Here is a 23,382-nt window from a genome sequence, read left to right on the forward strand (position 1 = left end):
ACTATTGACTTTTGAATCTACTTATGACCGTGACTCCCCAAGCTCCTCCGAAAACTCGCCGCGTGGTTTTTCCCTTCACCGCTATTGTCGGCCAGGAAGAAATGAAATTATCCCTAATGCTCAACGTCATCGACCCCAAAATTGGCGGGGTGATGATTATGGGGGATCGAGGTACGGGAAAATCGACCACGATTAGGGCTTTAGCCGACCTTTTACCAGAAATTGACGTAGTTGCTAACGATCCCTTTAATTCTGACCCCAATGATCCCGATTTAATGAGCGATGAGGTGCGGCAAAAGGTGGACGAGGCCATCCCCTTGACCATTGCCAAGAAAAAAGTGACGATGGTAGATCTGCCCCTCGGTGCGACGGAGGATCGGGTCTGTGGCACGATTGACATCGAAAAGGCCCTGTCAGAAGGGGTAAAAGCTTTTGAACCAGGATTGCTGGCCAAAGCTAACCGCGGCATTCTCTATGTGGATGAAGTCAATTTACTTGACGATCACCTCGTCGATGTGCTATTGGATTCGGCCGCTAGTGGTTGGAATACGGTGGAACGGGAAGGAATTTCCATCCGTCACCCGGCCCGGTTTGTTTTGGTGGGATCGGGCAACCCAGAAGAGGGAGAATTGCGCCCACAACTGCTCGATCGCTTCGGAATGCACGCCGAGATTCACACCGTCAAAGAACCACCTCTACGGGTCAAAATCGTCGAACAGCGTGCGGAATTTGATGGCAATCCTCTCTCGTTTTTAGAGAAATACAACTTAGAACAGGAAGAACTGCAAAGAAAGCTCGTGGAGGCCCAGAATCTTTTGCCTTCCGTGGAGCTTGATTATGATCTGCGGGTGAAAATTTCCGAGGTTTGTTCCGAGTTGGACGTGGATGGATTGCGCGGCGATATCGTTACCAATCGCGCCGCTAAAGCTCTGGCCGCTTTGGAAGGACGGACAACTGTGACGGTAGATGATATCCGTCGGGTAATTGTTCTCTGTTTACGTCACCGTTTGCGGAAAGATCCGTTAGAATCGATCGATTCTGGTTATAAAGTCTTGAAAGCTTTTAATCGCGTCTTTGGATTAGAGGAAAATCCCTAAATCTAATTCACCCTCTCCCCGAAGAGAGGGTTTTTTAATAGTCAAAAGTGATGAAATCATTATTTTGACATCTGACTGGGAGAATTTTAATCGCTTTTTTCCTTTTTACCTTTTACTTAGATATTACAGCGTTTATCTTAAAGATCAAGTATGATCTGACAGGGCATCGTCTCGGAGTATCCCGACTCCCCAAAAGGAAAACTTCTTATCTGACCATTAAGATAACTGCTGTATGTCTCGTCCTGTTGTTTATTTTGCCGTTACTAATCATGGTTTTGGCCATGCCGTCCGCAGTGCTTCGGTAGTAGCTAATATTATTGAACTTAATCCCGAAATTTTGCCGATATTAGTCACCACGGCCCCGCGCTGGTTATTAGATTCCTATATATCTGGAGAATATATTCAAAGACATCGGGGGTTTGATGTGGGGGTAATCCAATCGGATAGTTTAACGATGGATAAATTAGCTACTAAAGAAAAACTAGAACAAATAATTGCTCAATCAAGGTCAATTATTGCCAGTGAAGTTAATTTTATTAAAACTAATCGTGTGGGTTTAGTTGTGGCCGATTTACCCCCTTTAGCGGCACTAATTGCCAAAAGTGCGGGGATTCCTTGTTGGATGATCGGTAACTTCGGCTGGGATTTTATCTATCGTGATTGGGGTGAAGAATTTGCCAGTATTAGTGATTGGATTAGTCGTTGTTATAATCAATGTGATCGCTTATTTAAACTGCCTTTAGCAGAAGCGATGACAGCATTTCCTCACGTTACAGAAGCAAATTTAACTGGGGGGACACCCCGCTACAGTGAAGAACAATTGCGACAGGAGTTTAAGCTAAATGCCCCTAAAGAAAAAACTATTTTATTGAGTTTTGGTGGGTTAGGATTAGAAGCAATTCCCTATAATAACCTCGCCAGTTTTCCCGATTGGCAATTTATCACTTTTGAAAAAAACGCGCCCGAATTGCCCAATTTAATCCGCCTAGAGGATAAACCAGAGCGGAGCTATCGTCCCGTGGATTTTATGCCCCTGTGCGATCGAATTATTTCCAAACCGGGATATAGTACCTTTGCCGAGGCTTTAAAATTAGAGGTGCCGATTGTTTCCCTAATGCGAGAAGGTTTCGCCGAATCAGCGATTTTATTGGCTGGAATCCAAGATTATAGTTATCATCAAATTATTAGCAGTGAAGAATTTTTTCAAGGTAATTGGGACTTTTTACGCCAAGCTCCCCAACCGCCACGATTAAAGGTTAAACTGGCTAAAGATGGTGCAGAATCGATAGCGAGAGCTATCGTAGAATACTTTGAGAGGCAATAACCATCCGGGGAAAGTTGACAGCCAACCTGAGCAGAGAACCAGGGAGACAGAAACAAGATCGGGCAGCAAGCCGATACTTGTTACAATAGTTTACAAATCACCCTGCCCCGTCACTGAACTATGTCCGAACAGATGATCTCCCCAGAGACGCAAACCCCAGAAGCGATTACTGTTGAAGTGCAGCCCGTCCATATTCCCGAAGAGCATCGGGAAGATACCGGCCCCATGGATGACAACGTAGCCGAGAGTTGGCGCTACAATCCCCAAGTTATTAACGACTATTACCGTCGGCGACCTCTAGAAGTTTTGGGGAGATTAATCGAAATTGCCCTGCCAGTTTTATCTTTTGTCATCGGTATCTGGTGGGATAAACTGCGGGGAAAATCGCCGAAAAATGAAATTAGACGGGCCGTACAATTGCGGGAAATTTTGACCAAATTGGGACCGACCTATATTAAGATCGGTCAAGCTCTCTCTACCCGGCCTGATTTAGTACCACCTTTATATTTAGAAGAATTAACCACTCTCCAAGATCAAATTCCCTCTTTTCCTAACGAAATTGCCTATCGTTTTATCGAAGAAGAATTAGGTTATTGTCCCGAAGAAATTTATGCAGAATTATCCCCCAATCCCATAGCGGCCGCTTCCCTAGGACAAGTTTATAAAGGTAAATTAAAAACCGGAGAGAGAGTCGCCGTTAAAGTACAGCGTCCCGATTTGATTCGCTGTATAACTTTAGATGTGTATATCATGCGTAGTTTGGCGAGTTGGGCGAAAGGTAATATTAAAAGACTTCGCTCCGATTTAGTGGCAATTACCGACGAATTAGCTGGTCGTATTTTTGAAGAAATTAATTATCTTCACGAGGGACAAAACGCCGAAAAATTCGCTCAACTTTATGGTCACATTGCCGAAATTTACATCCCCAAAATCTACTGGAAATATACCGGGCGACGGGTTTTAACCATGGAGTGGGTGGACGGCACAAAATTAACTAATATCAAAGAAATTCAGGCCCAGGGTATTGATGCCACCCACTTAGTTAATGTGGGGGTGCAGTGTTCTTTGCGTCAATTACTTGAACATGGATTTTTCCATGCGGATCCCCATCCGGGTAATTTATTAGCGACCCCCGACGGTAAATTAGCTTATCTTGATTTCGGCATGATGAGCAATATTGAACCCTATCAACGCTACGGTTTAATCGAAGCGGTGGTGCATTTAGTCAACCGGGATTTTGAGTCTTTGGCCAAGGATTACGTTAAGTTAGACTTCCTGTCACCAACTACCAATTTAGAGCCAATTGTTCCCGCTTTTTCGGAAGTTTTCGGTAATGCTTTGGGGGCGAGTGTGGCAGAATTAAACTTTAAAAGTATCACCGATAAAATGTCGGCGATGATGTACGAGTTTCCCTTTCGAGTCCCTGCCTATTATGCCCTGATTATTCGCTCCATGGTGACTTTAGAGGGAATAGCGATTGGCATCGATCCTAATTTTAAGGTACTGAGTAAAGCCTATCCTTATATTGCTAAACGTCTGCTCACCGATCCTTCCACGGAGTTGCGCGATTCCCTGCGAGATTTATTGTTTAAAGACGGTACTTTTCGCTGGAATCGTTTAGAAAATCTCCTGCGAAATGCTAAAGATTCTAATGATTTTAACTTCGAGAAAGTCACCGATCAAGCGTTAGATTTTCTCCTTTCAGACAGGGGTATATTTATCCGAGAAAAATTAGTTAATGAGTTAGTCAATGCGCTCGATAACTTCGGTCGTCGCACTTGGTTTAATCTCACGGTTAATTTCCGGGAACAGGTGGGTTTAACTGTGCAGGAAACTCCCCCAGAATTGTTAGGTGATGCTAAGAGTTTTGAGCATCTTCGCAACATCTTTACTATTTTACAAGAAACAAAAGGATTCGATGCCATGGCTATGGTGCCAGTGATGACTAAACTAATCGTTAAACCGGAAACTCAACAGATGGGACAAAAAATTGCTGAAGGTTTGCTACAAAAATCCCTAGCGCGTTTAATTCGTTACTTAGTTCTCGAATTTGATAGACCAAATCATCAGCAAAATGGAGAATTATCGAAAGCTTTACCCGCTGCCGATTAACCTCTGTTCGGTCAATAAATGCCGTGAAATAAATTTCACGGCTACGAGAAGAACGCTAAACTGTTTTTAAAGTTTTGGCTCTTCTAGGTTCTGTGTGATAAGTTTAACTTACAATATGATCGATCAATCTTTGTGTCCTTTGTGTCTTTGTGGTTCGTTCCACTCACTCGCCAGCAGGACTGTATCCTAGAATACATTTTACCCACCAAACCTGGGAGAGCCAAGTTTTTTTATCCTAACTGGTTAACGGGGTTTAAAGGTGACTTGTAAACCGTCCCGGGGGTGGGGAGTGGGGATAGAGGTGAGGGTGAGATCTTGATTAGGGAGTAATTGCCAATCGTATTTTTCTACTAAACGGACGGCTAAAATTTTCATCTCTAAACGAGCGAATTCTTTGCCGATACATTCGCGCAATCCCGCACCAAAGGGGATATATCCGTAGGGTTTTTCCTCGGCTAAAAAGCGATCGGGATCAAAGGTTTCAGGATGGGAATAAATGTTATTATCTTTATGGGTATTGCTGATTTGATACTGAACTATCCATCCTTTCGGTAAATGATAACCGTTAAATTGACAGTCTTCTATTACCCGACGGAATCCTCCTCCCACGGGTGGAGTAAAACGTAAAACTTCTTTTAAAACGCGATCTAAATAGGTCATCTGTTTGAGGGTATCGACGCTTAAAGGAGTGGATAGATCAAAATTAGTTATTTCCTCCAAGACAAGCTGAAAAATATCGGGATGCAGTGCCATTTGTAGGCAGAAGGTGGCGATAGCGGAGGTTAAAGTTTCATGACCAGCAAAGAGTAATAATAGCACTTGATCCTTTAATTCCACTAAGGATAAACTTTGACCGTTTTCATCTTTAGCTTGTAAAAGGATAGCCAGAGCATCCTGGCCTAAGTCATCATTTTTTTGTCTTTCTAAAATGATAGTTTCTATGGCTTCTAGTAATTCTTCTCGACAGCGTAATGCTTTGCCGAAAGCTGTCCAGGGAAGGGGAATGGGAAGGGTAAATAGTCCCGCACACCAAGTATCAAAAGCTTCTCCTAATTTGGTAGCAGAACCCTGGTCAAGACCGACAAATAATTTACAGGCGATATCGAGGGTATAGTTTCTCAATTCAGGATACCATGACAGGGTTTTTGCGGTTTGCCAACGCTCTAAATAGCGAGCGGTAATTGTTTCTACCGTAGGGATATAACTTGCTAGGGACCGGGGTTGAAAAGCTTGATAGATTAAGCGACGACGGGAAGCATGGACATCTCCCGTATGCACCGCTAAAGATGCGCTGCCGAGGAGAGTTTTGGTACTTTTGGGCCAAGTTGCCGCAAAGTATTTATTCTCATTGCTGAGGAGAAACCGGTTAGCTTCGGCACCGGATAAAATTATCGTGGGACTGCCAAAAATATGAGTACGGAAAAGTTGACCATATTTATTATGACGTTTGTTGGCAAAATCCCCATCGGTCAAAAAAGCGATTGTTTCTCCTAATAGGGGTAATCCGAAACTGCCGGGGGGTAGGGGTAAATCTTTGCTTATAGTCATCGCTGCCTCTAGGGTAAAACTAATCATTTGCCGTCGATTAACCCTGTTTATTCTAACCTAAAGCACCGGAGAATTCATCCCCTAATCTAGCCTGACAATTAGCGATCGCACTTGGCAACGGTAAGCACCTAAGCAAAGTTAATTACACATCTCACCAGTCAGTCAACAGTGATAATTGCCGCCAATTGACATTTTTTAAGATCACCGCCATAATTAGCCTTTGCTAATAATAATTCGCGGCAAACGATGCTTAAACCCGCAGAGAATTTCCCAGGATATTGTACCTAAATCCCGCGCCCAATCGTCGGCGGTGATGCACTGCGGGCCATCTTTACCGATAAGGGTGACGATTTCCCCTGTTTTTACCTCTGGAATCTCGCTCACGTCAATCATTAACTGATCCATGGTTATCGCGCCGATTTGGGGTACTAAACGTCCTCTCAGGGATACTTTTAAACGATTGGAGAGATTGCGGGGAATTCCATCGGCGTAACCGATACCGACCACAGCAATACGGGTGTCTTTTGCCGCTATGTACTGATGACCATAACTCACTCCCGAGCCGGCGGCAATGGTTTTGACTTGGGCAATGCGCGCTTTTACTTGCAGGACGGGTTGCAAAGGGACTTTATCGGTGAGATGATCGGCGGGATAAAGACCGTAGAGAGCTAATCCCACTCTAACTCGATCGTAGTGCAGAGATCGATCGCTTAGGGTAGCGGCAGAGTTGGCTAAATGCAGACAGGGGGGATGATAACCTTTTGATCTTAACTCAGCGATCGCTTGTTGGAATCTTTGCCGTTGTAACTGCATGATCTCGGGGTTGGGATCGTCAGCCGTGGCAAAATGCGAGTATATACTGGCAATTTTCAGGTTAGGAGCCTCTAAAACCTGTTCGACGAATTTGGTGCCGTTTTGCCATTGTGTACCTAAGCGAGACATCCCCGTATCTAGTTTGATATGGACGGGCAGCCGCTGCTCTAAGCGTCTCATAACGGTGGCAAAAATTTGTACCTGTTCGATTTGCACCAGGGTGGGTTGCAATTGCCAATGGGCTAAGGCTGCCACTTCTTCCGGGGTATTGACTGCCCCTAAAATCATAATTGGGGCAACGATTCCCGCTTCGCGTAGTTCGATACCTTCCCCGATAGTCGCGATGGCTAAAGATTGCGCCCCGGCTTCTAAAACGCTGTTAGCCACCTTAACTGCCCCGTGTCCGTAAGCATCAGCTTTAATTACCGCCATTAATTCCGTTTTTGGGGCTAACAGGGCCTTGACTTTTCGCACGTTTTGTTGTAAGGCAGAGCGATCGATCTCTACCCAAGCACGATAGCGAATTACTTCCGACAATTGATAATCATGACGGTTTTTGGGCGGATTGATAATTTTTGGTTCGATGCTAAACACCACTCGCTCACTCCTTTGCACACATAACCCAATTTATACCAAAAGAAAACCGAGAGGGCTAGGAAAGAAGCCTGAAACTCCTCTGGATTTCCTCCTTTTTCCAGGCGGAATCTAGGCTTTAAGATGAATGGGATATTAGGAAGTTCCCGAAAAAATTGGCAGTTAGGGTTTTTTCCTAGAGAATGAACAGTAACGGGTAATCAGTGACAAGAAAGTAGGGAAATTTTCACCTAACACTATCTCAGTGGTTGGACAGAAGTGAAGTTAACTGTGGGGTAAGGAATGCCAAAAAGCCTAGACTTAAGATAAAATCATATCCAACTGGATGTAGTATAGGAGTTTACCAAATGTCTAACGAAACTGTTACTTATTCCCTAGAAGCTGTCCTCACAAGGATTGAGGGGAAGATCGATAAGATTGATGAGCGCTTGACAAAAGTAGAAATAGGAATAGCCGATCTCAAAGGAGATATTAAAGTGTTAGACGAGAAAATCGAAGGCATCGACAATCGGCTCAGATCGGTAGAGGGAACCCAAAAAAATCAGGTCTGGACATTGATTATCCTTTTGGGGAGTGCCATTATTACGGCCGCTTGGAAAGTATTTTTTTCCAGTAATATCTGAGTTCTCCAATCTCAACAAGACTACAGTTAACCGCTCCTGAAAGAAAATTTTCTTAAAGCTAGACTAAGATAAAATTATATCCAACCAGATGCAGTATAGGAGTTTACCCAATGTCTAACGAAACTGTTACTTATTCCCTAGAAGCTGTCCTCACAAGGATTGAGGGGAAGATTGACTCGCTTGAGAAGCGGGTTAACGAAAGATTTGACAAGGTAGAAGAGCGGTTAACCAAACTAGAAATAGGAGTAACTGATCTCAAAGGGGATATTAAAGTTTTAGACGGGAAAATCGAAGGCATCGACAATCGGCTAATATCGGTAGAGGGAACCCAAAAAAATCAGGTCTGGACATTGATTATCCTTTTGGGAAGTGCCATTATTACGGCCGCTTGGAAAGTCTTTTTTTCCAGTAATATCTGAGTTCTCCAATCCTCAACAAGACTACAGTTAACCCAACACAGTTGACCAGATTTCCTCATTGCTTATTTACCAATACAAAAACGGCTAAAAATGCGATCAAGTACCGATTCAGTCACTTCTTCGCCGGTAATTTCTCCTAAGGATTGAATGGCAGCACGCAGATCGATCGACCAAAAATCAAAAGGCAAATTTTCGTCAATTGTGTTTTTGACCTGTTGCAAAGCAATTTTCGCCCTAGTTAAAGCGGCCGCCTGTCGTTGATTAATGGCTAAATCCAAATTAGCCGCCTGTATTTCTTGATTTTGGACAGCATTAATAATAGTTTTTTCTAACTCTTCAATACCCTGATTTTGGGCGGCGGAAAGCTTGACAACTCGCTCAATTTCTGCTGGATAAATTACCGTTTCGGGATGAGCTAAATCAATTTTATTAATCACTAAAATTAATCGGCGATCGCTGACAGAGCGATAAATTTCCTCGTCTTCCTGGGTCCATCCTGACTCTGCGGAGACGGTTAAGAGAACTAAATCAGCAGACCGGGCCGTTTGGCGGGAACGTTCCACCCCAATTTGTTCGACTCGATCGCTGGCCGAGCGAATTCCTGCCGTATCGAGGACTTGTACGGGGATTCCCGCCACAACTAGCTGAGATTCGACGATATCGCGGGTGGTGCCGGGTAAATCGGTGACAATCGCTCGATCGCTCCGACTCCAAGCATTTAACAAACTGGATTTCCCCACATTCGGCCGTCCCACGATCGCCACTTTCAGACCACTACGCAGCAATTCCCCGCGCTCGGCGGTGGCTAAAATTAAATTTACTTGACAAAAAACCTGTTCTATGCTATGGAGAACCGCCTCATGATCCAAGGGCGGTAAATCCTCTTCAAAGTCAATACGGGCCTCAATTTCAGCCAAAATATCGAGACAGGTGGCACGCAAATGGCGGATCGGTTGAGCGAGTTTCCCCTGCAACCCAGCGAGGGCAAATTGTGCCGCTTGGGGAGAACGCGCCCCAACGAGATCGACGACGCTTTCGGCTTGAGTTAGGTCAATTCTGCCGTTAAGAAAGGCACGCAGGCTAAATTCCCCCGCTTGTGCCAAACGCGCCCCATTTTCTAGACATAACTGTAACACCTGTTGTACGGGCATAATGCCGCCATGACAGTGAAATTCCACCACATCCTCGCGGGTGAAAGAGCGGGGCGCTAACATGAGCAACAGCAAAGCTTCATCGATAATTGCCTGACTTTGGGGATGTCGGATATAACCGTAGAGAAGACGATGACTTTGCCATTTTTGACGGTTGGGGGTATGGAAAAGCCGACTAGCGATCGCCACTGCCTGACTACCGGATAAACGGACAATACCGATACTACCCTGTTCTGGAACGATCGCCGTAGCGATGGCGGCGATCGTATCCCCTGTGTTTAACATCTCTGAATCACTCCTTGCTAAAATTGAAGTCAGGATCAATTTTGTCAGCATTTATGCCCGAAAATATGCGCTCACGGTCATTAAAAGCGAAAAATAAAGGGAATAACCTAATTAATCGTCTGACGCGCTCCTGTCGCTACTGGTGGGTTCGCTTGGTGCGATTGCAGGGACATCCGATCGAAATCGCTCGCGGGTTAGCGGTGGGGGTGTTTTCTGGGGCTTTTCCTTGGATGGGATTACAGATCATTATTGCGATTTTTTTAGCTTTCTGTGTGCGGGGCAATAAAATTGCGGCAGCGGCAGCCACTTGGGTGAGTAATCCTTTTACCTATATTCCCCTGTTTTTGTTTAATTATAAATTGGGAGAATTGTTTTTAGGTCAAGGAAATCAAGCGATCGATAGTCGTATTTTTGCCTCTAACCAAAGTTGGGCGGAAAATTGGGCAAGTTTGAGCGGTGAATTTTTATTAACGCTATTTTTTGGCAGTTTGATTACAGGTCTGTTGGCGAGCATTATCACTTATTTTGTTAGTTATCGTCTCCTCAGTCAATGGCATCACCGGCGACAAACAAGGAGAAAACGCTGATAAATTGTCACCGTTCGGGGGGGACGAAATCTGGTAATCTAAGAGGCATCGATGAGAAGCACCTACGGTAATCCCATAATAAGTCTAAACTATGATTGAAATGATTGAATGAATACTATGATTGTGTTGTATTCAGCAAACCTTCATCAATGATCAATTATAGTCCATCCCATAATTCCATAATAAGTCTAAACTATGATTGAAATGATTGAATGAATACTATGATTGTGTTGTATTCAGCAAACCTTCATCAATGATCAATTATAGTCCATCCCATAATTCCATAATAAGTCTAAACTATGATTGAAATGATTGAATGAATACTATGATTGTGTTGTATTCAGCAAACCTTCATCAATGATCAATTATAGTCCATCCCATAATTCCATAATAAGTCTAAACTATGATTGAAATGATTGAATGAATACTATGATTGTGTTGTATTCAGCAAGTCTTCATCAATGATCAGTTATAGTCCATCCCATAATTCCATAATAAGTCTAAACTATGATTGAAATGATTGAATGAATACTATGATTGTGTTGTATTCAGCAAACCTTCATCAATGATCAATTATAGTCCATCCCATAATTCCATAATAAGTCTAAACTATGATTGAAATGATTGAATGAATACTATGATTGTGTTGTATTCAGCAAGTCTTCATCAATGATCAATTATAGTCCATCCCATAATCCCATAATAAGTCTAAACTATGATTGAAATGATTGAATGAATACTATGATTGTGTTGTATTCAGCAAACCTTCATCAATGATCAATTATAGTCCATCCCATAATTCCATAATAAGTCTAAACTATGATTGAAATGATTGAATGAATACTATGATTAGGTTGTATTCAGCAAGTCTTCATCAATGATCAATTATAGTCCATCCCATAATTCCATAAATCACAGTTAAGACGATGGATGTTGCTGTTGTCGCAGCGTTTGTAAGTTTTCCCGAATATTAACAGTAGTAGGATGATTCTCCCCTAAAGCTTGCTCTGCAATTGCTAAAGCTTGTAAATAGAGTGGTTCTGCTTCTTCGTATTTTCCTTGAGAATCGTATAATTTTGCTAAACCATTGAGGGAAGATGATACATCGGGATGCTTGTCACCTAATAGTTGTTTCCTCAATTCTAATGCTTGTAAAAAGAGGGTTTCTGCTTCTTCGTACCTTCCCTGAGATTGGTAGAGTTTTGCTAAATTATTAAGATTTTCAGTGATATTGGGATAGTTATCGCCTTCAAAAATTTCTGGACAGTATTTTTTTTGATTTGCCAGAAATTCCTGTGAGGTAACTTCAGTAAAATATTGGTGGATAATATTGCGAAATTCTTTAGGATCTAGCATGGTTAATTTTCTCCTTCTATTTAATTAACTCTTCATACTCATCATGAGAACCAATCCAAAACCAGTAATAATCTTCACCTTTTTTCAATGCTAAAGCTCTATAATTCTCAGTTATTCGGACTGACTAGACATTTTTCCCTACTTTCTTGAAATGTAATGATCGATGGAAAACATTACTAATCCAGAGACGATAGGCTTTTTTTGCCTGTTGCTTAATGTAGGGAGGTAAGTTGGCATAACATTGCCAAAAATCAGGAGTTGTTAAGGATTTCATCTAAAGGCTTAACTTGATTGTTACTGATATCATTGTTGACTTTTTGTAATAGTCGATCGAGTTTCCCTGATTCGAGATCGTTTTTTATCTGTTTGTCCCAACTATCATCAAGATAGTCTTGTAACCAAGCTGATAATTGATGGATTTCTTCGTCAGGCAACTGGAGAATCGCGGATTCAATATCTTTGAGTGTAGTCATGATTGTTTGGTTGATTGAAGGTGATTGTATTATTTTATATTGTTGTATTATCGGATGGGTTAATAACCCATCCTACGGGAGCGACTCTAAGTTTTCCCGAATCTTAACAGTATTAGGATGATTCTCCCCTAAAGCTTGCTCGGCAATTGCTAATGCTTGTAAAAAGAGGGGTTCTGCTTCTAAGTATCTTCCTTGAGAATAGTACAATAATGCTAAATTGTTGAGGGATTGTGCCACATCGGGATGATTGTCTCCTAAGAGTCGTTTTCTCAAATCTAATGCTTCTAGATAGAGAGGTTCCGCTTCTGAGTATCTGCATTGGGAACGGTACAATGCTGCTAAATTGTTGAGGGAAAGTGCCACATAGGGATGATTGTCTCTGAAGAGTCGTTTATACAAATCTAATGCTTCTAGATAGAGAGGTTCCGCTTCTGTGTACCTGCCTTGGGAACGGTACAATGCTGCTAAATTGTTGAGGGAAGTAGCAAAATCGGGATGTTCTTCTCCTAAGCGGCGGCGAGTTACTTCTAGACATTGCTCATACCAAGGTTCAGCTTTTTCGTACAATCCTTAGCTGCCTCTACCCCTCTTTGCGCCGTCATATCTCCCGAAGGATTCTGCAATGCTGACAACTGTAAACCCTTATCTATCAACTGCTGCTGCATCGTTGCCAACGTCCAATTAGTACGCCGTTTGAGGAAACGCCCCACCAATTCCAACCCTAAAGGTAAATACCCTAGCCACGCACATAGCCCCTTCCCTACCTCTAATTCAGCTTGCAGACGCGACGCACCAATCAGAGATTCCAGTAAAGCAAGGGCGGCTGATTCGCTTAAAACAGGTAAGCGCAACTGCTCAAACGATGCTGCCAGCCAATTTTGCCGAGTCGTAATCAATACCTTAAAGCGTTGTTCTTGGGGAGGCAAATAATCTTGGATTTCCTCATACTGATGCACATCATCTAAAATTAGCAGTACATCCCCCGGCGGTTGCCATCTCGCCCAACAATAATCCAATTGCCCCCGCAAATTCAAATCTTCCGGGGGAAACAAACCCAACAGCGACTTAGCAAAATCTAATAGTTGTACCCCCACCGTTCCCCCTTGCACCCCTATCCAACAAATACCGCCGGGATAAGTCGATTTTTTCTTATGATATAGCGCATACTGGAGGGCTAATTCTGTTTTACCCACTCCTACCATTCCCGTAACGACGGCGGTAATCGCAATTCTTTCTTGTTGCTGTAACTGGTGGTGCAGTTGTACCATTGCATCTTCACGCCCCACGAAATTAACGGCCCCAGTACGCGCTCGATTGAGATTATTCGGCGATTCTGCTGGTTTTTCCGCTTGGGGAGTTTGAGGAGGATTGATAATTTGGTCGCCCTGTACAACTCCAGCAACTCCATAGGCTGCGTTGAAGTTTTGCTCAATCTTGGACTCTTCTGCCATTGCTCGGATATCTCCTTTGCCACATTGTAGGATGAGTTCGTAACCCATCCCAATATCACTCTGCTGTTTTCCAACCTTCAATTAAAGCCATTGTTACATTGAGGTAAGGATTATCTAGAAATTCCTCAAGGGCAGCTTTTCCCCCTGATGTCACCGCGCCTAGCAATCGCTTTCTGACAGGAGTTGACACCGCCGCATTGATGTAAGCTTCCTTTTGTTTTTCCGTCGCAGTGGGATTTGTCTCTTCCAGTTGTTTGAGCAATCGCTGAATTTCTGCGGCAGCTTCGGCTAAATCTTGCTTCTGAGAAGAGGGGTAGATAATTTGGTCTCCGGCAACTTTTCCGGCTACTCCGTAAACGGCTGCATTAAAGTTCTGTTGTACTTCTGGTGAATCAGGCATAGCTCATACTCTCACCGATTAAAACGAGGGACAATTCAGATTTCTGTTCAGTATATCGTAACAAAAATGGCTCTCTTGGATTTGGTGGGTAAAATGTATTCTGAGATAAATTTCTCCTAGGGAGGGAGTGGAAGGAACCACAAAGACACAGAGGACACAAAGATCGACCATAATGTAAGTTAAACTGATCACACAGAACCTATAAGATTTCGAGAAAAAGCTAAACCTACCAAACCCGGGGCGTAAACTCCGCATCATTTAAAATTATTACATTTTCCCCTGACTGCACCAACACAAACAAACCCTGACGACAACCATAACTCGCCACCTCATTGGGAACAATCATCGCTGCCACCGCTCCCAAAGCCTTTACATCTCGAAAACGAGGCATTAACCGCTTAAACTTCGCCAAACGTTGTAAATGCTCGTCCACATCCCTTTGAGTTAACTTACTTTTGACCTCCACTAAAATGGCATCCGTATCATTTACTACCAATAGATCAATCTCTAAACCCTCATTATCCCGTTTTACCGAAATACCGGGGTGAAACTCATGCACATCAATACCCCGCTCTTGAAAAAGACGCACCACCGCAGGACGCACTTGCCACTCGACAAACTCTCCTAAACGATTGCCCAACTCCCCAATCTGCTTACTAACCCTGTTAATTTGCTTATCTGTTTCCTTGATTTGTTTATCCGTTTCTTTTTGAGCTTGGGATAACTCTTGTTGGGATTGGGATAACTCTTGTTGGGATTGAGCTAATTGCTTTAGTATTGCCCGAATCTCTTCAATAGTGGCTGTCATAATGAATTTTCTCAAGTTAAAATGAAATTTTCTCTATTATAGCCCGATCGCTTTTTCTCCCTTGAAGTAACTGTTCAGGGGGTAGGTTTGATTCATGAATCAACCCTACAATGAATCAACCCTAGTTCAGGGGGGGACAAAATCTAGTAATCTAAAAAGACGTGGAAAAGAGCGGCTAATGTGAAAGAGTAGTATCCATCTCGGTGCTGCCCCAGGAGAGTCCTTCCACTGAGTCAATGCCACTGGCGGCTTGACATCCCCCCCCCTGAACGGTTACAATGAGACTATACGCCTTATGTAAGTTAAAAGCTGGAATGGTGTAAACTCGTTCGATAGATTATCTCTCTAGTCGGAGTGTTGGACTCAAACACTTGACCCCTAATTAGGTTGTTTTAGGTCACATCAAGTGTACTACTTTATTAGGTTTCTTACAGGAAATTTTAAAGGTTTGAGCCTTCGGTAAATCTTTCGAGGTAGCCTAGTTATCATATCTCAAAAATAGCTTGAGCGATTTTTTCAGAGGATTTTCCTAATGTAAAGTAATATCCTCTGAGTGTTTATAATGTTAAAAATTAAGTGATTTTTACTCATTTCAGTACAATGGCAAAAAATCAAGCCGAATCTATGTCTGATCAGAATCATCAGCAGCCAGATATGGGTGCGAAGAAAACAACGCAGGCTAGGATAGAAGGTCAGGATAATAATCAAATAAAAACAGGAATTGATCCTAAAATTGATTCGGAAAAACCGTTTAAATATTCGGAGCCAACAGGAAGATTAGGGGAGATAATCCTGCGCTTAATGCCGGTGGGTCTTTTGCTCGGAGGACTGAGTTATTGGGCGATAGTTGGCAAGATTCCGACTCCTGTTCAAGGACGAGCGGTCATTTTGATTCCTCGTTCTATTGTTAATATCGAACCCCGTCAAGGTGGGCGGGTGTTAACCCTCCTGATTCAACCAGGAGATTCTGTCAAAAAAGGGCAATTACTGGCAACTTTAGAGTTTCCTGAATTAGAAACAGAATTAAAGGATAAAAAGGATAGGTTAGCAGATCTCAAGCAGCAGGATAAAAGAGTGGACTCTATTGAAGTGAGTCGTCGCCAATTGAATGCAGCCTCAGTAGATCGCCAGCAAAAGGCCAATCAGCTTCAGATTAAAGCACTTCAAGTTCAATTATCCAGTAATCAAAAACAGCGAGAAGCCTATCTCTCCCATGCTCGATACCTTAAAAATTTCCAGAACTCAACGGATGAAAGACTAGCCGCCTACGATAAACTTATCGAAGAGGGGGCTGTCGCCAAGCTAGATTTTCCCTCCTATTTGTTTCAGTTCAATAATCTAGAGGCTTCTAATAGTATCAATCGCGTCCAAATAGAACTCGATCGCCTGAAGGGGGTTGATGAAAGCCTGCGAGCGCAGATGAACGCATTGACGGCACAGAATAATATACTAAACACAGAAAAACGGCAAATAGACCTGCAAGATACAGCCAGTGATATTCTTCGTTACAATGCGATCGCTGACCAGCAACGAGAGATTAATACGTTAAGAACCACTATTCAAGCCAACAAAAATGTAGTGAGTCTGTACAACGGCCAGATTTTAGACTTATCTGTTAATCCGGGGGAAGTCCTGGCTCCGGGGGGGCGCATAGGTACGTTAGAAGTCTCCAATCTAAAGGCCAAGACCAACGTGGTGGCATTGTTTAAGAGTGGTGATGCCAAACGATTAGAACCGGGCAAGGAAGTAGAAGTCGTTCCCGATCTCTATGATCGCGAACGCTATGGGGGTATCGTCGCTAAGGTCGTTTCCGTCGATCAGCAGCCGGTAACTGTGGCAGAACTAGCAAATATAGTCGGAAGTCATGAACTCGCCAGCAAGCTGTTTCTGGGTAGAGATGAAGACGATCGCGATAAGCCTATACCCGTCAATGCAAGTGTTATCAAAGCCACTTTAGCGCTGAAGGTCGATCGCAATACACCCAGTGGTTTTTACTGGACTCAAGCCAAGGGAGCGCCCCAAAGAATTACCAACGGGACTACCGCAGATGTCCATGCTGTGGTAGAAGAGCGTTCTTTAGTGAGTTATATAACCCCTGCTTTTCGCTGGATTACAGGGGTGTACGATCGTTAACCACAATCTTGCGAGCGTAAGTAGCTGAAAGAAACAACGACTAGAATAAACGGTTAAACCTAATATGGAAAATCCGAAAAGACGTTCTCAATGGTGGACTTGGTGGTTTAAGTGGTGGATTATCGCCGCAGCGTTTGTCTTAGTAATCTTGATCCATAGTGAGCCTCCTCAGCTTTGGTTTTGGTTGGTGACGTTTTTGGCACTAATTTTATATGGGATTGAGCGAGCGATTAATGGGTAACAATGAGTAAGCCGAAAAAGGATATAGAGATACCTTGGACAGTAAAAACGGGCTAATAATCAGACAGGGATTGAAGTTTTCCCTGGGTGCTGCTCTCTTAACGAGTTTCTTTTGGCACCGAGGAAATGTATTAGACAACTTTGTCTATCCCGTCTTTGGGTATGTCTCTGTACTGATTGAGCCATCGATGGGAGGTGCGATTGCGGCAGGTTTGGGGCGTTTGGGGGGAAGTGCTTTGGGGGGAATCATTGCCGCTATCCTGGTGAACGCCTACGGAATCCAAGGCTCAAGTTTTTTTGTCATTCCCTCTCTCACCTACATTTTAGCCGCCCTGATCTGTGAAACTTACCGATGGCAAGCCGCTTATTCCCAAGCCACACTACTGGGCGCTTTAATTGCCATGAGAGTGGTAGGAACATCAGCACAACAAGATATCTGGCTCTATTTGCGGTCGCGCCTGATCGATAACTGGATCGGAATCGCTGTGGGAATTGCTGTGGCCTTACTATTTTGGCCCCAGAATACTCGATCCGATCTCAACCGGAACTTGATGGGAATCCTTCAAGATATACCGCGCTTGTTCCAAAAAATCCTCGATCGCCACTTAAAAACTGAGGTCGAGGAGCGGGATTATTCTCTTTCTATTGAGCAGAACGAGCTTAACTTACTCAATCAGATTAAAAAATCAACACAAACTAGCCTTTCAACACTCACAAAAGCAACCCATGAATTCGGTAGTGAGATATTGGTGGCAGAAAATTGGAGTGAAATCTTGGCAATTCAGAACCAATTGACTCGACAATTAGCTGATCTGATGGCTTTTAAGGGCGAAAAGCATGAACAAAATTTAGTGGGTCAGTTCAGGGCGGAATTTTACCAATTGGCGACTCATCTTACCGACAGCTTTGATAGCTTGAGGGATCTGAGTAACGGCAAAAAAATCTTAGCTACCCCTTACCTGACAGAATTAGAAGAAGATTTAGCGAATATTGGGGGTAAACTTGATCATCTCCGAACAAGTGGAGAGATTGACCGGTATGATGTTCAAGAATCACTACAGTTTTATCAATTTATTCAACTTGTATCTCGATTTATCCAACAATGCGAGGGATTAGGAGGCAGGATAATCGATAAAACCAAAGTAACTGCAACTTTCAGGCGAAGACACCTGATTACCTTTCCCAAATGGGCCCCTATATCCCTAAAACGCCTGAGAGAAATTGTCAGTCTTGGCCTGGTTATTGGTTTGTTACTGGCTATTATTCGTCACATCGAGTTTCCCTATCCTTCTGCTTACGAAAAAGTGGCAGATATTGTGATCATAGGTGCAGTGGTCACTGTGATTCAACCGACAAGGGGGCGAGCGATCGCGATCGGTTGGGCGGCAACTGTTTCGTTGAGTTTGACGATTCTCTGTATTTACCTGTTGGTCAAGTCCTTTGGTTATAATCCTTTTAGTAGCAGTCTGGCTTATTTTTTCGCCTACTTCAGTTGTGCTTGGCTGGGGTTTACGCCAATCGCTCGCATCGGTGCGATTGTAGCAGCCGATGCCATCGGGAAGGATATTTTTCCTTTTTTCGAGCAAGGAATTTGGTCCGCACTGATTTCAGTTCCCGTAGGTGCGTTTCTGGGGGTGTTGCTGACCACTGTATTTATGACAAAATCGGCTACAAACCAACTGGAAACAGATTTTTCTGTGACTTTTAAGAAAATGGGACAGCTATATCAAAAACTGCTGTCAGGCTATTTTCAGGATACGATACCACCGTCAGATATCGCCCAACTGAAGCAGGCCATCACAGTGGCGATCGCTCAACATCCAGCCTCGGTTAAGATTGCCAGTCTCGAACAAATTTCCACAGTTTTAGCAACCAAACACCAAAATTTTTGGAATTTCTCCATCGGCTACGAACAAAAACTCTCGGCTCAACTGGATGCTTTACAAGATGTGCTACAGCAACCGCTTCCTGAACCGATACGACAAAAGTTTTTACCTGAATTACAAGCGATCGCACAACAGACCGCGATCGCTTTTGATGAAATGGCTGATGCGATCGCTGCCCAGGTAATTCTCAACCCACCAAAGTTAGGATTGCTCATCGAAGAAATTGAATCTCTTGAGAAGCAATTACTGAGCTTGCGGGTTGAGAGTCGAAGTTATCCCTTAAATGAGCTAATCGCCTTTAGCTCGGCTTTTATGACGATGAAAGCCATTGCCAGCAACTTAAATCAAATGAGTCAAGACTTACCTGCCTACACCCAATAGGTAATAGGCAAATATTATCAGCCTGAAGGATTTCTGCTCTCAGGGCTGTATATTCAGTAGTGGATTGTTTCAGTAGAGTGTAGGGTGCGTTAGGCGGCTATCAATTTAGTCAAAAAACCAAAATTAATAATTCGCCGTAACGCACCCTACAAGATCAGCGATCGCACTTCCTCTACTAACGTTAAAGGCAAGATTGAGAAACATCTCTCCCTTGCCTTACGAACTTAGATTGGGTTACAAGAACCCTAGAGATTTAGCGATTGCAATGAGTGCAGCGATAGCCTGTAAGAAGGGTAAAAAACGCCTAATAACTAATCTAAATCTTCGATAATAAGATCGAGAAGTTTTATCTAGACGCTTGATACTCACCTTTAGCCTTTGGCAAAAAGACTGAAGTGACTGGTTTGATTTGCGCTGCCCGTTGCCGTTGAGCTTACTTCCCTTTAACACTGTCTTCCTCCGGATCGAGTGAACCGGCATTGCTCTCCCTTTGCAGGAAAGATAACAGTGGAGATCAGGGACTAAGGATTAACCCGATTGCCCACACAGCGGACTATCTTTCGATAGTCGTGTTAGTCTGCCGTCTTAGTCCCATCAACTCGGAAAGGTGTGGTGTACCCCTTGTAGACAAAGGATAGTTTCTTAATTATAGCGGATCGAATCAAGCCCGCAATTACAGTTTGCCAGTACCTCCGTTCCTGAATCTAACTCAATATCTCGTGTTCTTGAGCATAGCGCCAGACTACGCGATCGCTACTTTCCATCGACAATCTAACCTCTCTAAAGGTGACAAATTGGACAGACTGAAACTCAAGTTAACCGCGTTTTGCCAATATACCAAGAAAAATCAGCTTCAATCAATGTGCATGGTGCGTTCCCCAAAATCTATTGGTGGAACAGTAGGACTTGCATTAGGGAACGCACCCTACGGCTACAAGGGAAAGTGTAGCTTCACGGCGCAAATTCACAACTCCATGTATCATGAATTCTTCTTTAAGCTCCGCGAACCAAAGTGATACACGGCAGGGTGTCCAATCCGAATTCCAAAAGGCTGGGCATCAGGGTTACGCTCAAATAGCCGATTGGTTGCAGCTACGACCGTTTCATCAACCTCAAAATCTCCGGTTTCGATGTCGATCGCGATAATTTTACCCTCATTACCCGCTTCGACTTGCTGCCGAATGCCAGACTCGTAGAGTTCTTTCCCCCGACGAGCCATCTCCTCTTTGCTGTAACGCCTTTGCCGAACTGTCATAGCCTTGCCCCATTGACTGCCTTCTCCATGTTAACCTGAACGATCTCGCTCTTTTGAATTGATAGGGTGTGTTTGGCAATCACTTAATCTTGGCGATCGATATGATGTAGCCTGTGTTAGCGTTAGCGTAACCCACGGATTTTGAACATTAGACAAGGTGCGTTCACTTCATTAACACACTCTATAAGATCGGCGTGCTGCTACGCAGTGCCTTCGGCATCGCATTCTGTTATGAGTTGATTGATGTTGGGTTTCCTTGGGTCAATCCAACCTACGGGCGAGGCGATCTGCTACGCAGTGCCTTTGGCATCGTACTCATAATAGTTTACGAAATTCTGCGACTGTCAAACCAGCATCTTGAACAATTCCACCCATTGTAAATGCCTTAATTGGATTGTGCCTTGGAAGAGCAACTTGACGCACCCCATCACTCATGATGATATGTTTGCCTTGGCGAATGATCCGAAAGCCTACCTTCTCCAAGGCTCGTACTGCATCTAGGTGATTTACGCCAGGAATTCTAGGCATAGTTACACCTGCATTTCAATTTCACGAATTTCCCCATCTTGCAAGCGTTCTTCTAAGGCTGCAAGATACTCACGAATTGCATCTTGGATATTGGTTAATGCCTCTTCCTCAGTATCTCCCTCAGACCAACAACCGGGGAGCGCAGGAACGCCAACAGTAATTCCTTCTTCAGAACGATAAAGGACAATTTTGTATTTCATCATAAGTTCCTTCTAGATAGCACTCCATTTTAGCTTGATAGAATTATGGATGTGGGATCAAATTGTAGCAACAGCGGAACCTCACAGCAAACTTGATATGGTTGGGTTTCCTTGCGTCAACCGTTCGGCAAAAGCTCACGGCCGAAGTTCAACCTACAGGCTACTCTAGGCTATTTATTCCCCTAGAAACGAATCGCACCGTTACATTTCATTAACGCACCCTACAAGATCGGCGTGCTGCTACGCAGTGCCTTCGGCATCGCACTCTGTTATGAGTTGATTGATGTTGGGTTTCCTTGCGTCAACCCAACCTACGGGCGAGGCTGAAACAGTCCAGTAGGGTGTGTTAGCGTCAGCGTAACGCACGGATTTTGAACATTAGATAAGGTGCGTTACATTGCATTAACGCACCCTACAAGATCAGCGATCGCACTACAAGAGTAGCGATCGCACTAAAATTAGTAGCATGAGTCTGATCTTGCATCATATTTTAAGTTAGCTTGATTACAAACTCTTCTCCTTGCACTTCTATAGTTAGCTTCATCGCCAATTTCTCTACAGACATTCGCATATCCCGCATAGCACATTCGTTCTTTTTGTAGTCTTTCTCTTTTTGCATCATATTCTTGTTGCAATTGTTGTCTATCGCTATCACTAACTCGTCGTGTAACTTTACACTCTGGATATTTTCTTTCAGCCTCTGCAATCGTTGATGCTAAACTATTTATCCAATTGTTATATTGAGAAAAATCAAGAGGCGAGGGTGCGTTTGCCTCAAAATATTGTGCAATTTGCCGATGGAGTTGCTCACACTGTCTTTCTGATAGCCCCTTATTTTGTGCTAAAACTTCATTACTATAAAAACTTAAGTTCATTGCAGTTGCAACAAAAACTAAACAAGCTGTGAATTTTGACGTTTTCATGTGATTGAATTAATTGAATTAAATTTCTTAAACTTCTTGAAGTCTAACCATATATTATACGGAAATTTTCCGTATATCACGCCAAATACACATTTTTTAAAGAATCTTTCCGTATATTACGCTCAAATGGAGTGATCGCGAGAAGTTTTCCGTATAATATTACGATAAGCGTGTTATGCCGATTAGCGTACTCTTTTATGAACCCTCCCCCACCCCGAAAACTCCTAGACGTAGTGCGAGAGACGATCCGCCCTACCGCATTACTCCTACCGCACCGAACAAACATATCTGGACTGGATTAAGCGTTATCTGCTCTTCCATCAGAAAAAACATCCCCGTGAAATGGGGGGTGAAGAAATTAGAGCCTTTTTGAGCCATCTTGCCGTTGATAAAAACGTTGCCACCGCCACCCAAAACCAAGCCCTCAACGCCATCCTTTTCCTTTATCGAGAAGTTCTGAAAATTGAACTGGAAAATATCGGTGCATATTTACGGGCAAAACGCTCCAAACGTCTGCCCACCGTCCTCACCAAAAAAGTAAAAATGGCTGATGATTTTAGCGATCGCACAACAGACTGCGATCGCTGCCCAGGTAATTCTCAACCCACCAAAGTTAGGATTGCTCATCCAAGAAATTAAATCTCTTGAGAAGCAATTACTGAGTTTGCGGGTTGAGAGTCGAAGTTATCCCTTAAATGAGCTAATCGCCTTTAGCTCGGCTTTTATGACGATGAAAGCCATTGCCAGCAACTTAAATCAAATGAGTCAAGACTTACCTGCCTACACCCAATAGGG

Annotated in this window: 23 protein-coding genes and 2 pseudogenes; 12 read left to right on the plus strand and 13 right to left on the minus strand. The window is 43.4% G+C overall.

The window, feature by feature from the left end; all coding sequences use genetic code 11:
- The first annotated feature begins 23 nt into the window (after positions 1–23).
- The 3 genes from bchI to myaer_RS11855 all read left to right on the plus strand — a co-directional run bounded on the left by bchI (position 24) and on the right by myaer_RS11855 (position 4,533).
- Entirely contained in the window at positions 24–1,097 is a 1,074-nt protein-coding gene (gene bchI / locus myaer_RS11845; protein ID WP_046662240.1) for a magnesium chelatase ATPase subunit I, read from the plus strand.
- Between the two features lie 232 nt (positions 1,098–1,329).
- Positions 1,330–2,421 carry a glycosyl transferase gene (locus tag myaer_RS11850; protein ID WP_046662241.1) on the plus strand — a complete coding sequence of 364 codons (1,092 nt, stop codon included), beginning with the start codon at positions 1,330–1,332 and terminating at the stop codon, positions 2,419–2,421.
- Positions 2,422–2,541: 120 nt separating this feature from the next.
- On the plus strand, positions 2,542–4,533 hold the full coding sequence (locus myaer_RS11855; protein ID WP_046662242.1) for an ABC1 kinase family protein: 1,992 nt from the start codon (positions 2,542–2,544) through the stop codon (positions 4,531–4,533).
- Between the two features lie 243 nt (positions 4,534–4,776).
- On the opposite strand, the gene myaer_RS11860 is transcribed toward myaer_RS11855, so the two are convergent.
- Together myaer_RS11860 and alr are read right to left on the minus strand one after the other, a co-directional pair.
- Complete coding sequence (locus tag myaer_RS11860) at positions 4,777–6,081, minus strand: cytochrome P450 (protein ID WP_046663729.1); 1,305 nt, start codon at positions 6,079–6,081, stop codon at positions 4,777–4,779.
- A 213-nt stretch (positions 6,082–6,294) separates the two neighbouring features.
- Positions 6,295–7,491 (minus strand): alanine racemase, encoded by a 1,197-nt coding sequence (gene alr, locus myaer_RS11865; protein WP_046662243.1) that lies wholly within the window; start codon positions 7,489–7,491, stop codon positions 6,295–6,297.
- 344 nt (positions 7,492–7,835) lie between these two features.
- Between alr and myaer_RS11870 the strand changes: the two genes are divergently transcribed.
- Both myaer_RS11870 and myaer_RS11875 read left to right on the plus strand, forming a co-directional pair.
- Complete coding sequence (locus myaer_RS11870; protein ID WP_046663730.1) at positions 7,836–8,111, plus strand: polyhydroxyalkanoic acid synthase PhaR subunit; 276 nt, start codon at positions 7,836–7,838, stop codon at positions 8,109–8,111.
- A gap of 110 nt (positions 8,112–8,221) precedes the next feature.
- Positions 8,222–8,530 (plus strand): DUF4164 family protein, encoded by a 309-nt coding sequence (locus myaer_RS11875; RefSeq protein ID WP_046662244.1) that lies wholly within the window; start codon positions 8,222–8,224, stop codon positions 8,528–8,530.
- A 62-nt stretch (positions 8,531–8,592) separates the two neighbouring features.
- On the opposite strand, the gene mnmE is transcribed toward myaer_RS11875, so the two are convergent.
- Positions 8,593–9,966, minus strand: coding sequence for a tRNA uridine-5-carboxymethylaminomethyl(34) synthesis GTPase MnmE (gene mnmE / locus myaer_RS11880; RefSeq protein WP_046662245.1), 1,374 nt, complete (start codon positions 9,964–9,966; stop codon positions 8,593–8,595).
- A 53-nt stretch (positions 9,967–10,019) separates the two neighbouring features.
- On the opposite strand from mnmE, the gene myaer_RS11885 reads away from it, so the two are divergent.
- Complete coding sequence (locus myaer_RS11885) at positions 10,020–10,553, plus strand: DUF2062 domain-containing protein (RefSeq protein WP_046662246.1); 534 nt, start codon at positions 10,020–10,022, stop codon at positions 10,551–10,553.
- A 918-nt stretch (positions 10,554–11,471) separates the two neighbouring features.
- Here the strand turns inward: myaer_RS11885 and myaer_RS11890 are convergent.
- From myaer_RS11890 to myaer_RS11915, 6 genes and pseudogenes are all read right to left on the minus strand, one after another.
- Positions 11,472–11,909, minus strand: a complete 438-nt coding sequence (locus myaer_RS11890; protein ID WP_046662247.1) for a tetratricopeptide repeat protein — start codon at positions 11,907–11,909, stop codon at positions 11,472–11,474.
- A gap of 16 nt (positions 11,910–11,925) precedes the next feature.
- Positions 11,926–12,183, minus strand: a pseudogene (locus myaer_RS11895) (hypothetical protein).
- Positions 12,161–12,382 carry a hypothetical protein gene (locus tag myaer_RS11900; protein WP_002736659.1) on the minus strand — a complete coding sequence of 74 codons (222 nt, stop codon included), beginning with the start codon at positions 12,380–12,382 and terminating at the stop codon, positions 12,161–12,163. Before myaer_RS11900 ends, myaer_RS11895 begins: the two are co-directional and overlap by 23 nt.
- A gap of 72 nt (positions 12,383–12,454) precedes the next feature.
- Positions 12,455–13,881: pseudogene (locus myaer_RS21650) on the minus strand (tetratricopeptide repeat protein).
- Positions 13,882–13,888: 7 nt separating this feature from the next.
- The gene (locus myaer_RS11910) at positions 13,889–14,233 is read right to left on the minus strand and encodes a hypothetical protein (protein ID WP_046662248.1); all 345 of its coding nucleotides are present in this window, start codon (positions 14,231–14,233) and stop codon (positions 13,889–13,891) included.
- Positions 14,234–14,459: 226 nt separating this feature from the next.
- A complete protein-coding gene (locus myaer_RS11915; protein WP_046662249.1) occupies positions 14,460–15,041 on the minus strand; it encodes a DUF3782 domain-containing protein in 582 nt (193 codons plus the stop codon).
- 600 nt (positions 15,042–15,641) lie between these two features.
- Between myaer_RS11915 and myaer_RS11920 the strand changes: the two genes are divergently transcribed.
- The 3 genes from myaer_RS11920 to myaer_RS11925 all read left to right on the plus strand — a co-directional run bounded on the left by myaer_RS11920 (position 15,642) and on the right by myaer_RS11925 (position 19,681).
- Positions 15,642–17,174, plus strand: a complete 1,533-nt coding sequence (locus myaer_RS11920) for an NHLP bacteriocin system secretion protein (RefSeq protein WP_046662250.1) — start codon at positions 15,642–15,644, stop codon at positions 17,172–17,174.
- Between the two features lie 64 nt (positions 17,175–17,238).
- A complete protein-coding gene (locus tag myaer_RS21655) occupies positions 17,239–17,415 on the plus strand; it encodes a hypothetical protein (RefSeq protein ID WP_002735384.1) in 177 nt (58 codons plus the stop codon).
- 55 nt (positions 17,416–17,470) lie between these two features.
- Complete coding sequence (locus myaer_RS11925; RefSeq protein WP_046663734.1) at positions 17,471–19,681, plus strand: FUSC family protein; 2,211 nt, start codon at positions 17,471–17,473, stop codon at positions 19,679–19,681.
- A gap of 979 nt (positions 19,682–20,660) precedes the next feature.
- On the opposite strand, the gene myaer_RS11930 is transcribed toward myaer_RS11925, so the two are convergent.
- The 4 genes from myaer_RS11930 to myaer_RS21215 all read right to left on the minus strand — a co-directional run bounded on the left by myaer_RS11930 (position 20,661) and on the right by myaer_RS21215 (position 22,587).
- Positions 20,661–20,936 (minus strand): hypothetical protein, encoded by a 276-nt coding sequence (locus myaer_RS11930; protein WP_024970721.1) that lies wholly within the window; start codon positions 20,934–20,936, stop codon positions 20,661–20,663.
- A 315-nt stretch (positions 20,937–21,251) separates the two neighbouring features.
- Positions 21,252–21,464 carry a type II toxin-antitoxin system HicA family toxin gene (locus myaer_RS11935; protein WP_002763902.1) on the minus strand — a complete coding sequence of 71 codons (213 nt, stop codon included), beginning with the start codon at positions 21,462–21,464 and terminating at the stop codon, positions 21,252–21,254.
- Positions 21,465–21,466: 2 nt separating this feature from the next.
- Entirely contained in the window at positions 21,467–21,664 is a 198-nt protein-coding gene (locus tag myaer_RS11940) for a type II toxin-antitoxin system HicB family antitoxin (protein WP_002738180.1), read from the minus strand.
- Positions 21,665–22,122: 458 nt separating this feature from the next.
- A complete protein-coding gene (locus myaer_RS21215) occupies positions 22,123–22,587 on the minus strand; it encodes a hypothetical protein (RefSeq protein ID WP_149039032.1) in 465 nt (154 codons plus the stop codon).
- 175 nt (positions 22,588–22,762) lie between these two features.
- Between myaer_RS21215 and myaer_RS11950 the strand changes: the two genes are divergently transcribed.
- The 3 genes from myaer_RS11950 to myaer_RS11960 are packed head-to-tail and all read left to right on the plus strand — an operon-like array spanning position 22,763 to position 23,380.
- On the plus strand, positions 22,763–22,960 hold the full coding sequence (locus tag myaer_RS11950) for a hypothetical protein (protein ID WP_071846458.1): 198 nt from the start codon (positions 22,763–22,765) through the stop codon (positions 22,958–22,960).
- Positions 22,897–23,226 (plus strand): site-specific integrase, encoded by a 330-nt coding sequence (locus tag myaer_RS11955; RefSeq protein ID WP_235614857.1) that lies wholly within the window; start codon positions 22,897–22,899, stop codon positions 23,224–23,226. Before myaer_RS11950 ends, myaer_RS11955 begins: the two co-directional genes overlap by 64 nt.
- Positions 23,207–23,380 carry a hypothetical protein gene (locus tag myaer_RS11960; RefSeq protein WP_235614740.1) on the plus strand — a complete coding sequence of 58 codons (174 nt, stop codon included), beginning with the start codon at positions 23,207–23,209 and terminating at the stop codon, positions 23,378–23,380. Before myaer_RS11955 ends, myaer_RS11960 begins: the two co-directional genes overlap by 20 nt.
- Positions 23,381–23,382 lie beyond the last annotated feature (2 nt).

Origin of the sequence: Microcystis aeruginosa NIES-2549, assembly GCF_000981785.2 — a bacterium.
Taxonomy (GTDB): domain Bacteria; phylum Cyanobacteriota; class Cyanobacteriia; order Cyanobacteriales; family Microcystaceae; genus Microcystis; species Microcystis aeruginosa_C.

Bases quoted from the DNA above. Each gene is read 5' to 3' on its own strand.
- bchI (WP_046662240.1), top strand. From the start codon at position 24: ATGACCGTGACTCCCCAAGCTCCTCCGAAAACTCGCCGCGTGGTTTTT.
- myaer_RS11850 (WP_046662241.1), top strand. From the start codon at position 1,330: ATGTCTCGTCCTGTTGTTTATTTTGCCGTTACTAATCATGGTTTTGGC.
- myaer_RS11855 (WP_046662242.1), top strand. From the start codon at position 2,542: ATGTCCGAACAGATGATCTCCCCAGAGACGCAAACCCCAGAAGCGATT.
- myaer_RS11860 (WP_046663729.1), bottom strand. From the start codon at position 6,081: ATGACTATAAGCAAAGATTTACCCCTACCCCCCGGCAGTTTCGGATTA.
- myaer_RS11870 (WP_046663730.1), top strand. From the start codon at position 7,836: ATGTCTAACGAAACTGTTACTTATTCCCTAGAAGCTGTCCTCACAAGG.
- myaer_RS11875 (WP_046662244.1), top strand. From the start codon at position 8,222: ATGTCTAACGAAACTGTTACTTATTCCCTAGAAGCTGTCCTCACAAGG.
- mnmE (WP_046662245.1), bottom strand. From the start codon at position 9,966: ATGTTAAACACAGGGGATACGATCGCCGCCATCGCTACGGCGATCGTT.
- myaer_RS11885 (WP_046662246.1), top strand. From the start codon at position 10,020: ATGCCCGAAAATATGCGCTCACGGTCATTAAAAGCGAAAAATAAAGGG.
- myaer_RS11890 (WP_046662247.1), bottom strand. From the start codon at position 11,909: ATGCTAGATCCTAAAGAATTTCGCAATATTATCCACCAATATTTTACT.
- myaer_RS11900 (WP_002736659.1), bottom strand. From the start codon at position 12,382: ATGACTACACTCAAAGATATTGAATCCGCGATTCTCCAGTTGCCTGAC.
- myaer_RS11910 (WP_046662248.1), bottom strand. From the start codon at position 14,233: ATGCCTGATTCACCAGAAGTACAACAGAACTTTAATGCAGCCGTTTAC.
- myaer_RS11915 (WP_046662249.1), bottom strand. From the start codon at position 15,041: ATGACAGCCACTATTGAAGAGATTCGGGCAATACTAAAGCAATTAGCT.
- myaer_RS11920 (WP_046662250.1), top strand. From the start codon at position 15,642: ATGGCAAAAAATCAAGCCGAATCTATGTCTGATCAGAATCATCAGCAG.
- myaer_RS21655 (WP_002735384.1), top strand. From the start codon at position 17,239: ATGGAAAATCCGAAAAGACGTTCTCAATGGTGGACTTGGTGGTTTAAG.
- myaer_RS11930 (WP_024970721.1), bottom strand. From the start codon at position 20,936: ATGACAGTTCGGCAAAGGCGTTACAGCAAAGAGGAGATGGCTCGTCGG.
- myaer_RS11935 (WP_002763902.1), bottom strand. From the start codon at position 21,464: ATGCCTAGAATTCCTGGCGTAAATCACCTAGATGCAGTACGAGCCTTG.
- myaer_RS11940 (WP_002738180.1), bottom strand. From the start codon at position 21,664: ATGAAATACAAAATTGTCCTTTATCGTTCTGAAGAAGGAATTACTGTT.
- myaer_RS21215 (WP_149039032.1), bottom strand. From the start codon at position 22,587: ATGAAAACGTCAAAATTCACAGCTTGTTTAGTTTTTGTTGCAACTGCA.
- myaer_RS11950 (WP_071846458.1), top strand. From the start codon at position 22,763: ATGCCGATTAGCGTACTCTTTTATGAACCCTCCCCCACCCCGAAAACT.